Annotated in this window: 10 protein-coding genes and 2 pseudogenes; 9 read left to right on the top strand and 3 right to left on the bottom strand. The window is 67.0% G+C overall.

What is annotated here, in order from left to right; genetic code table 11:
• The 6 genes and pseudogenes from ACWD4A_RS28870 to ACWD4A_RS28845 form a co-directional block, all read left to right on the top strand.
• Window positions 1–411 (top strand): annotated as a pseudogene (locus ACWD4A_RS28870) (potassium-transporting ATPase subunit B); the annotation flags it as partial.
• Window positions 412–416: 5 nt separating this feature from the next.
• Complete coding sequence (locus ACWD4A_RS28865; RefSeq protein ID WP_451198422.1) at window positions 417–1094, top strand: potassium-transporting ATPase subunit C; 678 nt, start codon at window positions 417–419, stop codon at window positions 1092–1094.
• 81 nt (window positions 1095–1175) lie between these two features.
• Window positions 1176–1862: a response regulator gene (locus tag ACWD4A_RS28860; RefSeq protein WP_451198421.1), complete on the top strand. Its 687-nt coding sequence runs from the start codon at window positions 1176–1178 to the stop codon at window positions 1860–1862.
• A gap of 245 nt (window positions 1863–2107) precedes the next feature.
• On the top strand, window positions 2108–3913 hold the full coding sequence (locus ACWD4A_RS28855) for a hypothetical protein (RefSeq protein ID WP_451198419.1): 1806 nt from the start codon (window positions 2108–2110) through the stop codon (window positions 3911–3913).
• Window positions 3914–4076: 163 nt separating this feature from the next.
• Window positions 4077–5195: a TDT family transporter gene (locus ACWD4A_RS28850; protein WP_451198417.1), complete on the top strand. Its 1119-nt coding sequence runs from the start codon at window positions 4077–4079 to the stop codon at window positions 5193–5195.
• A 183-nt stretch (window positions 5196–5378) separates the two neighbouring features.
• Window positions 5379–6629, top strand: coding sequence for a mannosyltransferase family protein (locus tag ACWD4A_RS28845; RefSeq protein ID WP_451198415.1), 1251 nt, complete (start codon window positions 5379–5381; stop codon window positions 6627–6629).
• Between the two features lie 627 nt (window positions 6630–7256).
• Here the strand turns inward: ACWD4A_RS28845 and ACWD4A_RS28840 are convergent.
• The 3 genes from ACWD4A_RS28840 to ACWD4A_RS28830 form a co-directional block, all read right to left on the bottom strand.
• Window positions 7257–7892: a disulfide bond formation protein B gene (locus tag ACWD4A_RS28840; protein WP_451198413.1), complete on the bottom strand. Its 636-nt coding sequence runs from the start codon at window positions 7890–7892 to the stop codon at window positions 7257–7259.
• Window positions 7893–7913: 21 nt separating this feature from the next.
• Complete coding sequence (locus ACWD4A_RS28835) at window positions 7914–8072, bottom strand: hypothetical protein (protein WP_451198411.1); 159 nt, start codon at window positions 8070–8072, stop codon at window positions 7914–7916.
• Window positions 8073–8250: 178 nt separating this feature from the next.
• A complete protein-coding gene (locus ACWD4A_RS28830; RefSeq protein ID WP_451198409.1) occupies window positions 8251–9156 on the bottom strand; it encodes a LysR family transcriptional regulator in 906 nt (301 codons plus the stop codon).
• A gap of 320 nt (window positions 9157–9476) precedes the next feature.
• On the opposite strand from ACWD4A_RS28830, the pseudogene ACWD4A_RS28825 reads away from it, so the two are divergent.
• The 3 genes and pseudogenes from ACWD4A_RS28825 to pgi form a co-directional block, all read left to right on the top strand.
• A pseudogene (locus ACWD4A_RS28825) lies at window positions 9477–9932 on the top strand (transketolase); the annotation flags it as partial.
• 17 nt (window positions 9933–9949) lie between these two features.
• Window positions 9950–10177: an OpcA/G6PD domain-containing protein gene (locus ACWD4A_RS28820; protein WP_451198407.1), complete on the top strand. Its 228-nt coding sequence runs from the start codon at window positions 9950–9952 to the stop codon at window positions 10175–10177.
• A gap of 124 nt (window positions 10178–10301) precedes the next feature.
• The gene (gene pgi, locus ACWD4A_RS28815) at window positions 10302–11966 is read left to right on the top strand and encodes a glucose-6-phosphate isomerase (RefSeq protein WP_451198405.1); all 1665 of its coding nucleotides are present in this window, start codon (window positions 10302–10304) and stop codon (window positions 11964–11966) included.
• The last annotated feature ends 92 nt before the right edge of the window (window positions 11967–12058 follow it).

Raw genomic sequence — 12058 nt, 5'->3', positions numbered from 1 at the left:
ATGGTGGACCTGGACTCCAACCCCACCAAACTCATCGAGATCGTCGAGATCGGCAAGCAGCTCCTCATCACCCGCGGCGCGCTGACCACCTTCTCCATCGCCAACGACGTCGCGAAGTACTTCGCGATCATCCCCGCCATGTTCGCGGTGGCCTACCCCGGCCTGGACAAGCTCAACATCATGAGCCTGCACTCGCCGCAGTCCGCGATCCTGTCGGCCGTCATCTTCAACGCACTGATCATCGTGGCCCTGGTACCACTCGCCCTCAAGGGCGTCCGTTACCGGCCGATGAGCGCCGACGCGATGCTCCGCCGCAACCTCCTGGTCTACGGCCTGGGCGGGCTTATCTCCCCGTTCATCGGCATCAAGATCATCGACCTGCTCATCTCCCTCATCCCTGGCATCGGGTGACCTCCATGAACACTTCCGTACGCAGCACGGCCCGCCTGCTCGGCGCGGGCCTGCGGGCCCTGCTCGTCCTCACGGTCATCTGCGGTGTGGTCTACCCGCTGGTCGTCACCGGCATCGCCCAGGCCGCCTTCAACAACAAGGCCAACGGCTCCGAGATCAAAGTCGACGGCAAAACCGCCGGGTCCGCACTGATCGGGCAGCGTTACGACCTCCCCAAGAAGAACCCCGACGATCCGCAGGAAGCGGCGGTGCCGGACCTGAAGTGGTTCCAGCCCCGTCCGTCCAACGGGTTGGCCGCCAACACCATCAATACCCAGTACAAGCTGCTGGTCTCCGGTGCGACCAACCTCGCCGCCGACAGCGAGAAGCTGGTCCAGCAGGTCAACGACGCCAAGGCCGCTGTCGTCAGGGACAACTCCACGGCCGACTACAAGGTCAAGCCGGAGGACGTTCCGGCGGACGCGGTCACCTCGTCCGCCTCCGGCCTGGACCCGGACATCTCTCCCCAGTACGCGAAGATCCAGGCCCACCGGGTCGCCGAGCACAACCTCCTTGGCCTCAACCAGGTGGAGAAGCTGGTCGACGAGAACACCGACGGCCGCGTTCTCGGCTTCATGGGTGAGCCCCGGGTGAATGTCCTCAAGCTCAATATCGAGCTGAAGAAACTCATCGAGAACAAGTGAACAGTGCGGGGCGGCGAGCTTTTCTCGTCGCCCCGCATCGCATACGGCTCGCGGGAGCGAGACGACAGAAAGGTGATACCGATGCCCCGGGTGTTGGTGGTCGAGGACGCCCCGCAACTCGTACGGGCTCTTGTCAACAGCTCAGAGGCGGGTGAGTTCGATTTCGACACGGCATCGGACGGGGCGACCGCCGTACGGCTGGCCCGTGTGCTCCGTCCGGACGTGGTGCTGCTCGATCTCAGTCTGCCCGACGCGGACGGCTGCGACGTGATCAAGGAATTCCGGGACTCGAGGAGCCCGGTGCCCATCGTGGCGGTATCGGCCCGCAAGAGCCCCTGCAGGGCGGTAGAGGCACTCGACGCGGGAGCCGACGATCACCTCACCAGGCCGTTCGGCATGGCCGAGCTGCTGGCACGAGTGCGGGCCGCGTCTCGCCGTGTGAGCGGCACGCTGCCGGGCATGCACGCGGCGACGGTCAGGACAGCGGAGCTGACGATCGACCTGCAGGCGAGGACGGTCAGCCGGAAGGGGAATGAAGTCCGTCTCAGCCCGACCGAATGGAAGCTGCTGGAAGTACTGGTCCGCAACTCCGGCCGGCTGGTCCGTCAGGGACAGTTGGTACGTGAGGTGTGGGGCCCCAGACGCAACGAACAAGCCAGCAACCTCCGTGTCTGCATGGCCCAGTTGAGGCGCAAGATCGAAGCGGACCCCTCGCGGCCCCGGCATCTCATCACTGCGCGGGGCATGGGATACCGATTCGACAGCTGAAATGGCCATGATGGCCTGATCGGTCGCCGGGTGGCCTGTCTCCCAGCTTTCCGAAGTGCTATTTCAACGGCGAAGGCACGTACCGGCTGTCCACGACCTATGGAGACATGTCCACCTATGGGTGACGGGTTCCGGACGGTTTCCACTTGTAGCGTCGGGAACGGAATCAGTTTCGCCGCGGAGCTCGAGGTCGAGTCTTTATGGCACCTTCAGGGAGGAAGGCGATGAGGGAGATCTGTTCGAGCGTGAGTTTCCATGACTCGGGTGAACGTGAGGTCTTCCAGGATCATGGCGCCGGATACCGATGGAAGACTTCACGGTCCACGAACGACCTGCACTTCCGTGCCATGCCGGAGCAGTGCCGGATCGTGGTCGGGGAGAGGTATTTTCTCTTTCTGTGCGACCGGAACGAACACTTCGACTCCCTTGAGATCTTCGTGCATGCCCGCAAGGACGGCCTCGGGTTCCGTGGATTCGCTCTGCTCCCGGCCGATGGACGTGAATACATCATGGAACTGGCCTCGGAGAGTGGTGGCTCCTGCGGTCGGATGGATCTTCTCTACGAGGGTCGCGAGTGGGAAAGCGACATCGTGTGCTCGCCCATCAAGGGTGTTGTCCCTGATGGCTATTACGACCTGTCGGCTGTCAGAGGAGCTGTTACCTTCCGCCTGTCCGGTGAGGCGCTGCCCCGGCTCGGCTGCGAAGAGCTGCCCTTTGTTGACCTGCCGGAGGTCGAGCCGGACGGTGGCATCGTTTCCGGACCGGAGGGTCGGCAAGGCCCCGCGGGGGAGGGGGCTCCATTTTCCTGGCTGTGCGGCACAGCGCCCGCGGAGACATGGGACGCGGTGTTCGAGATCGCGGGCAACAGGGCGCGGGGCATCCTTGCCCACTATCCGGGCAGTGGGTTCACCGACGGCTTCGGAGAATGCCTTACCGCGGATGTCTCGTTGGAAATGATGAGGAAGGCACACGTGGACCTGGTGCCCATCCTCTCCAAAGTGAACTTCCGTCAGGCGGTCATTTCCTCGATGCCTGCCAAGGCGGCAGCGGCGGCATCCGGAGGGACGTCCGGATGGGGGCTCTATTCGGTGCTCTCCGAAGAAGAAATGGGCGTTCTGGACAAGGTATCCGCGGGATGCGGAGGCTTGGCCACGTCTGACGATATTTTCTTGCCCGCTCCGGGTGGGACGATGTCCATGATGGCTCCTTTGGGGAAGCTGCCTGCGGTGCGTGCCGCCGAACGAGTTGCTTCCATTCTTGGAGTGGCATCGAGCGGTGTGGCATGTGCCGAAGGCGTGCCCATGGGCGGGCGCGGCATGTCCACCGGAGGGTTCTCCCTGATGGACGGGGCCCTCACGCCGGTTTTCCCGCCCGGCATCGTGCGGCAGGTCCCGAAGCTGATCGAGAGCTTTGAGAGCCTTTTCTCGGGCCAGGTGCCCGGCGACGGGGAAATCGCCGAGGCGATCAAGGAGTCCTTCCGCCTGGTGATGGCGAAAGCGTCGGTGCCGCCACTGGAGTACATCGTCTCCCTGGCCGCGCGCGCCACCTACCAACACACCGTCCTGGCACAGATCTGCGCGAAGCAGACGGAGTCCGACGTGTTCCACGCGAAGACGCCGGACAGCCTGAGGCAGATCGAGGCAGAGCGGGCGGCGGCGGAGCGCATCCTGGACGAGCAGCGTCGGTGCCTCGCCCATGTCCGCGCTTCCGCCGCGAAATTCTACGAAGAACTCATCGGGCACATCCCCGAGATCAGGGGCGCGGTCGTGGCCCAGTTCCACGCATGGACCGACGAGCGCGGTGTCCACCCGAGCGGGCCGAACCGTTCCACCGACAGCCGGATACCCGAGCCGGGCCAGGGGCCCCGTCCCGATGCCGATGCCGCGCACAGCGGCAAGGAGATCCTCAAAGCCGGCATCAGTGACCATGCCTACAAGATCAGTGAGAAGCTCGGCCGGGAAGGGGTGCTCGCGGCCGAGAACATCGAGAAACTGTGCGACGTCTGGGTCTACGCGGCCGCGATGGCGCAGAAGGGCCGCCTCGCGAACTGACGAGTGCCCCGTATGAGGCCTGTGGATCGGCGGGTGTCCGGACCCTCACGGGGACGCCTCCGGATCCGGCAGCAGGAGCCCCCTTCCGCATTGGACCCTCGCCACAGCCCCCGGAGGGACCGGTCAACGCGACACCCGCCCGGTCTCACGTGATCGTGGGAGCATGAGCCCGCCCGTGTCGTCCCGCCGTGAGCGCCGAGACACCATCGCCCGTACCGCGTTCACCCGGCACCTCGCGCCGAACTGGTACGCATCGGTCATGGGCACCGCCATCGTCGCCAACGCGGGTGTCCTGCTGCCGCTGCGCGTTCCCGGCCTGAGGACGGCGTGCGCGGTGGTGTGGGCACTGTCCGCTCTGATGCTGGTGGTGCTGCTCTTCGTCCGCGGCCTTCATTGGAAGCACCACCGCGACCAGGCGCGCGCCCACCTCCTCGACCCCGCCATCGCCCCTTTCTACGGTTGCCTCTCCATGGCCCTGCTCGCCGTGGGAGGCGGCACGATGCTGGTCGGCAGTGACTGGATCGGTTCCGACGCGGCTGTGGTGGTCGACGCGGTCCTGTACACGGCGGGGACGGCCATCGGTCTGCTCGCCGCCGTGGCCATCCCGTACCTCATGGCGGTACGGCACGACATCGAACCCGGCAGCGCTTCGCCTGTCTGGCTGCTGCCTTTGGTGGCCCCGATGGTCTCCGCCGCGCTCGGCCCGCTCCTGGTTCCCCATCTGCCCGCCGGGCAGTGGCGAGCGGTGCTGCTGATCGGCTGCTACGCGATGTTCGGGGTGAGCCTGCTCGCCACCTTGGTGATGCTTCCCCTTGTCTTCGACCGGTTGCTGACCGGCCCCCGGCTACCGCTCGCCCTGACCCCGACACTCTTCCTGGTCCTCGGTCCGCTGGGGCAGTCCACGACCGCGGTCCACAAGTTCGCGGACGTTGCTCCCGGCGTGGTGCCCACGCTCTACGCCCAGGGTTTCGGCATGCTCGCCGTCCTGTACGGGGTGCCGGTCATGGGCTTCGCGATGCTGTGGCTCGCGCTCGCGACCGCGATGGTCGTACGCGCGTGGCAGCGCGGCATGCGCTTCGCGATGACGTGGTGGGCCTTCACCTTTCCCATGGGCACTTGCGTGACCGGAGCGGAGGGGCTGGCCGAGCACGCGGCGCTCGACGTCTATGTGTGGCTCTCGGCCGGGCTGTACGTGCTGCTGGTCGCGGCCTGGGCGGTGGCGGCCGTGTGCACGCTGCGCGGCCTGTTCAGCGGCGCACTGCTGCCGACTGTGGCTCCTTGAGGCCCGGGCACGTCATGAGTCGGCCAAAGGCCACCAGGTATATGCCAATGGGTGACGAGGACGGGGTCGTGCGGAACCATAGTCTGGCAGCTGCATTCACCTGATCCCTGGCGCATGGCTTCCGGAAAGACTGCCGGTCAGGCGTTCACTGGACGACCCCTGCCGAGGAGGGATCCCACGGCTATGCCCCGCACGCCGATGCCGAAAGCACCGCCGCAGGCAGCATGCGGTGCCGAAGCCCGCCCGGCGTCGCTCTCCTCGCCCGTCCCGTGGACGGACACACGGCCCGGGTGGCTCGACCGCCTGTCGCTGGGCGCTCGTGACCGGGAAGTGCTGTGGCTGTACGTGGTGACCCGGCTGGGGTTGTGGATCACCGCGTACTGCGCCGCCCCGGTATTCGCCTCGGACCCGGGGGCGAGACGGGCACATTCCATGCTGTCCATATGGGAGCGCTGGGACTGGGCTTTCTTCCAACACATAGCGGAATACGGCTACTTCGGAGGAGCCGGTGCGGCCGGAACGGCCTTTCCCGACAACCGGGAGGCGTTCTTCCCCGGCTTCCCGCTGGTGCTGCGGTTGCTGCACACCGTGGTTCCCAGCTGGGCCCTGGCAGGCCTGCTGATCTCTTTCGTCGCAGGAGCGGTGGCCGTACTGGCACTCGCCCGGATCGCCTCCCTCAGCCTTCCGCTGAAGGAGACAGGAGTGCACGCGGCGCTGTTCCTGCTGGTGTCGCCCTGCGCGGTGTTCCTGGCCGCCGGCTACTCCGAAGCGCTTTTCCTGGCGTTCGCGCTGCCGGCATGGCTCACCGCGAAGAAGGGCGACTGGCCACTCGCGGCGTCGCTGGCCGCCTTCGCCGTGTCCGTCAGGATCAGCGGACTCTTCCTCGCCGCGGCGCTGCTGGCACAGTTCCTCGTCGCGCATCGCGGACGCCACAGGTGGCGTTCCGCTCCATGGCTCGTACTCCCTTGGCTTCCGGCCATGGGCTACACCTGGTATCTGCACGCGGGCACCGGGGACTGGATGGCCTGGCGGCACGCGGAGGAACACGGGTGGTACCGGCAATTCCATCCGCCGTGGGAGACCTGGCGCAACACCTGGGCCGAGGCGTTCGCCAACCCCCGGGCCCCGGAGTACGCCGTCATGTCCGAGGCCGAGCTTGTCGCCGTGCTGGTAGGTGTCCTGCTGCTGGCCCTGCTCCTTGTGCGGCGCCAGTGGCCGGAGGCCGTCTACATCGGCCTCAGCCTGTGGGCACTGGGCACTTCCTACCGGTACATGTCCGTGCCCCGGGCCACCTTGCTGTGGTGGCCGTTGTGGACCACCCTCGCCATCTGGAGCATGCGCAGACCATGGTTCACCACCGTGTATCTGTGCCTGGCCGTGCCCTTGATGACCGTCCTCACCTTGGCTTTCACTTCGGGACGGTGGGCCGGCTGACTTGGCGGCGGCCGGTGCCCGCGAGAGGCAAGCGCGCGGACCGCGCATTCTTTCGGAGGTTCCGTGAGGGACCGACGGATACCCGGGGACATACCGATGGACGACAAGACCGGGGATCCCGGAGCCGTAGCGTTGACGACGCAGCCCGATGTGAGTGGGGTGCTCTGGGTCGTCTGAGCCGGCCCGTCGGGCTGCGCCGTGCGTGCGCCCTCCTGTCCTGTTCCGCAGGGGTGGCGCGCCTACGGCCCGAGCGGTGTTGTTTTCGGACCAGGGGACGGGTCTGAAGGTGTACGGACGTTCGGGTCCTGCGGTGGCCTGGCAGGAGCCGTCCTGTCCGGGCCACCGCACATCCCAGAAGCTTCACAGGCTGCGGCGGAGGAAACTGATCCTGACCTCCGCTGCAGGGCTGTCCCATCCCCGGGCGGCCCGGCCCCGTGACCTCGGTCAGGTCACGGGGCCTTTCACATGGGCTGGACGCGGATGCTCTGGGCCCGGGTGGGCGGTCGCGCGGTGGGATCGCGAGCCTCTGAGCGGTGCCCGGTGGCGCGGGGCGGCGAGTGTTGTTCTCGCTGCGACAGGCATTGGCCAAGGAACAGCGGGCTCCTTCTCACCGTACCGCTTCTCGGATCAGAAGAAGTCGTGGAAGAACTCATAGCGTGTGGGGTCGCCGGGCATCTTCCAGTGGAATCCCTGCTCGAAGAAGCAAGCCACGAAGTTGCTGGCGGAGAAGAAGAGCAGCACCGCCAGCGTGAAGACCGCGGCGTGGCGCAACGCCGGGGACGTGACCGAGGCGTCCCGTGGCTCACTCACATGCGTCAGCATGAGATTCACACCCGAGGCGAAGACAGCGGTACCGAAGGTGATGGCCGCCCAGGTGTAGAGATGCAGACCGAACAGGGCGCCGGCGTATCCGGGATCCGGCGGCACGATGTGCATCAGGACCTGGGCGATGGAAGCACAACTGCCGGTGATGGCGGCCACGATGGCCATGCCCCAGCCCGTGGCGTGGTCCTCGGGGGAAACGGCGCCCTTGCGGGAACGATGGATGACGTAGGCCGGGCCGAGGGCACTGAGCAGCATGAACATCCTCTGCAGCAGGCACATCGGGCAGGGATACTCCCCGAGCCCGAACTGGAAGATGTACGCGCCGAGCAGGCTCCCGCACATGCCCAGTACGTAGAGATGGGCGAACCAGAGGCCGAGACGGTTGCCCAGCCGCGCGGAAGCGGGGGCACCGGATCGAGAGGTGTCCTGGGTGGTCATGCGAGCCTTTCCTCCCTCTTCTCAGAGACCGAGGTGGAATGTGCGGTCGAGGTGAGGGAGGAAGGCCAGGAAGGTGAGCGCGAGAGTTCCCGACCACAGCCACAGCCACGGCTTGAGCGACCAGCCGCGGAGCAGCGCCACGACGCATACGAGGATCAGCAGGAAGAGGAGGGTGTACATGGCGCCTGCTCCACGGTGTGGTCCGTTCGTTGGCATCACCCTCCGGCCGGATGCCGTACCCCGCCAGTCGACGTAGCCCGAGCGGGCACGTGTCGTCGAAGCGGGGCCATGCGGATGGGAGCCGCGCCCGTGGCGGCATGCGGGCGTCCGTGCTCCGAGCCGGACAACCAGTTGCCCGCTAAGCAGTACGGCGTGTGAGCGCCAGCAGGTCGCGCGCCGGTCCTGCGGGGCGGTGCCCGGCGGGCCAGATGGCGCGCAGGGGACGAGAGAGCGTCACATTCTCGATCGGTACGGAGACGAGCCGACGGGTCTGGAGGTCCTCGCGGACGGCCAGGGCACTGAGGACCGTCGGGCCTGCACCGGAAATGGCGGTGGTCCGCAGCGCCGCGGTGGACGCGAGCTCCAGCAGGGGGGTGGCGGGGCCGCCGTGCTCGGCGAGCGCCCGGACGAGGACCTGGCGGGTGCCGGAGCCTTCCTCGCGCATGATGAGGCTGGTGGCGGCCACCTCGGTGATCGGCACGGGTTTGCGGCGTCGCGCCCACGGGTGATTGGGGGTGACGACCAGCAGCAGCCGGTCTTCGCCGACCACGACGGTGTCCAGACCGGAGGGAAGCTTGGTGCCTTCGACGAATCCCAGATCGGCCTCGCCGTCGAGGATCTGCTGGGCGACGTTCGAGGAATTGCTGACGCTGAGCGAAACCGCGATACCGGGCCGCTGGTTCCGCAAGGTGATGAGCCAGCCCGGCACGAGGTATTCCGCCACGGTCAGGCTGGCCGCCACGCGCAGCCTGCTGTCACGACGCGTTTTGAGCGCCCCGATCCCGGCCTCCAGAGCCTCATTGGCCTCGATCACCGGTCTGGCCCAGTTGGCCACCGCGTCCCCCGCCTCGGTGAGCCGGGAACCGCGGTGCGACCGCTCGATGAGAGCCACTCCGACCAGCCGCTCCATGCTGCGGATCCGAGCGCTGGCCGCAGGCTGGGTGATCTCCATCTCCTGAGCCGCCTGGCCCACACTGCCCGTGCGGGCCACGGCCAGCAGCAGCTCCAAGGCGGAGAGATCAGGAACATGGTGCGCGAGTGACATGATGCGATTGTATCTTCACCGTGGGGTGAGATCCGGTGAGTGATTTCCCGGGAAAGCAGGCGAGCTTGACCTCGCGGCGCTGTTCGGGAACTCGCTGATAAACCATCTCTATGAGGCCATAGAGAAAGAGGAATCCGGCTGCCGAGAAGAGCGCAGCTGAGTGAAAGTGACTGCGTCGTCACAGCTCGTCGGCAACAGCCCGTCAACCACTGTGCAGCTTGCTGCCGCGCGACGTCCCATATCCGAGCAGGCACGCGGCCTGCGTATATCGAACGCGCCCGACGCATGAGTGGTAAGACCGAAGGAGCCCTGACCCGAGGGTGAGCACCAAGCCGACCGCGACAGACCTCGAGTGGGCCGAACTGGACCAGCGGGCGGTCGACACGGCCCGCGTCCTGGCCATGGACTCCGTTCGGAAGGTCGGCAACGGCCATCCGGGCACGGCCATGAGTCTGGCTCCCGCCGCTTGTCTGCTGTTCCAGAAGCTGATGCGGCACGACCCGAGCGACGCCGCGTGGGCGGGCCGGGACCGGTTCGTCCTCTCTCCCGGTCACACCAGTCTGACGCTCTACGTGCAGTTCTTCACGGCGGGCTACGGCCTGGAGCTCGCGGACCTGAAGTCGTTCCGCACCTGGGACAGCAAGACCCCGGGCCACCCGGAGCACGGCCACACCCGTGGTGTCGAGACGACCACCGGCCCGCTGGGCCAGGGCATCGCCAACGCCGTGGGCATGGCGATGGCTGCCCGCTACGAGCGCGGCCTGTTAGAAGCGGACCGTCTCGGACGGGCCGGATGACGGCCGTATGTCCGGAGACCAAGAACGGCCCGGCCGTCCTGGACCGGACCGCCCCCCACGGTTCCCTGGCCGCCTTCTCCGTACCCGCCCGGCCCGACCGCTCCGCCGCCCTCCAGCGCCGTGACACCGCCGGACTCCTCGCCGAGGACATACGCAGACCCGACCCCGACGTCGCCTACGGATCCGCGCTGAAGGCCCCGAGGCCCCAGTACGACAGCTCGTGAACACCACTGAGGAGCCCGACTCCTCGCCCACCCACGCAGCGGGCTCGCCGCCCGATCCCATCCCGTCGCTTCGGCGGCGGTGCTCCCGAATCACCCGGACTCCATGCTCATGAGGAACGGAACCATGAACCGTCACCACACGGCGAACCAGCGCGTACGACTCGACCGGACGCCCGAGTGGGAAGCTCTCGCCCGGCACCGCGAGCAACTGGGGCAGACACACCTCCGGGAGCTGTTCGCAGCCGACCCGGCGCGCGGGACCGAGTACGTCCTCCAGGTCGGCGACCTGTACCTGGACTACTCCAAGCACTTGGTGACCGAGGAGACCCTGACGCTCCTGCGTGAGCTGGCCGCGGTCACGGGGGTGGCCGAGCTGCGCGACGCGATGTTCCACGGCGAGAAGATCAACACGACGGAAGGCAGAGCGGTGCTGCACACCGCTCTGCGCGCCCCGCGTGGCGCCGTGATCGAGGTGGACGGCGAAAACGTCGTGCCCGCTGTCCATGCCGTGCTCGACAAGATGAGCGCCTTCGCCGAGGAGATCCGCGCGGGGGAGTGGACCGGCCACACCGGTAAGCGCATCAAGAACATCGTCAACATCGGCATCGGCGGTTCCGACCTCGGGCCCGCGATGGCCTACGAAGCGCTGCGCGCCTACACCGCGCGCGATCTGACCTTCCGCTTCGTTTCCAACGCGGACGGCGCCGACCTGCACGAGGCCCTCCGGGACTTGGACGCCGCCGAGACGCTCTTCATCGTCGCGTCCAAGACCTTCACCACGATCGAGACCATCACCAACGCCACTTCCGCCCGGGAATGGCTGCTCACCGAGCTGGACGCGGGGCAGGAAGCCGTGGCGAAGCACTTCGTCGCTCTGTCGACCAATGCCGAGAAGGCCAAGGAATTCGGCATTGACACGGCGAACATGTTCGAGCTCTGGGACTGGGTCGGCGGCCGTTACTCGTACGACTCCGCCATCGGGCTGTCCTTGATGGTCGCGATCGGCCCCGACCAGTTCCACGAGATGCTGGACGGTTTTCATTTGGTCGACGAGCACTTCCGCACGGCTCCGGTGCACACCAATGCGCCTCTGCTGCTCGGCCTGCTGGGCGTGTGGTACGGCTCGTTCTTCGACGCCCAGTCGCACGCGGTGCTGCCGTACTCGCACTACCTCTCCCAGTTCCCTTCCTATCTCCAGCAGTTGGACATGGAATCGAACGGCAAGTCCGTGGACCGTGCCGGGAACCGGGTCGACTGGCAGACCGGCCCGGTCGTATGGGGAACGCCCGGCACCAATGGGCAGCACGCCTACTATCAGCTGCTCCACCAGGGCACCAAGGTCATCCCGGCCGATTTCATCGGTTTCATCAACCCCGTCGACGACCTGCTGCCCGGGCCGGCGGACCAGCACGACCTGCTGATGGCCAACTTCTTCGCCCAGACCCAGGCCCTCGCCTTCGGTAAGACGCCCGAGGAGGTACGGGCGGAGGGCGTTCCCGAGGAGCTCGTACCGCACAGGACCTTCCCCGGCAACCACCCGACGACCACGATCCTGGCCAACGAACTCACCCCCTCGGTGCTCGGTCAGCTGATCGCCCTCTACGAGCACAAGGTCTTCGTCCAGGGCGCGGTCTGGAACATCGACTCCTTCGACCAGTGGGGTGTCGAACTCGGCAAGGTCCTCGCCAGGAAGATGGAACCGGCTCTCGTGGAAGCGGTGGCAGCGGCAGGCATGGACGGGTCCAGCAAGGCACTGACGAAGCGCTACCGCCGGTGGCGCGGGCGCTGACGGCCTGTCAGCGCCGTCGGCCCCTTTCAGAAGGACAACCGGCAGTCCAAGTAGCGGTGTTCGGTCCGCACAGGCTGGGGCCGGGGCTGGGG

It is taken from the genome of Streptomyces sp. NPDC002537 (assembly GCF_053594975.1).
Note: the sequence above shows the minus strand (reverse complement) of the source record. Positions and strands in the feature narration are given on the sequence as shown.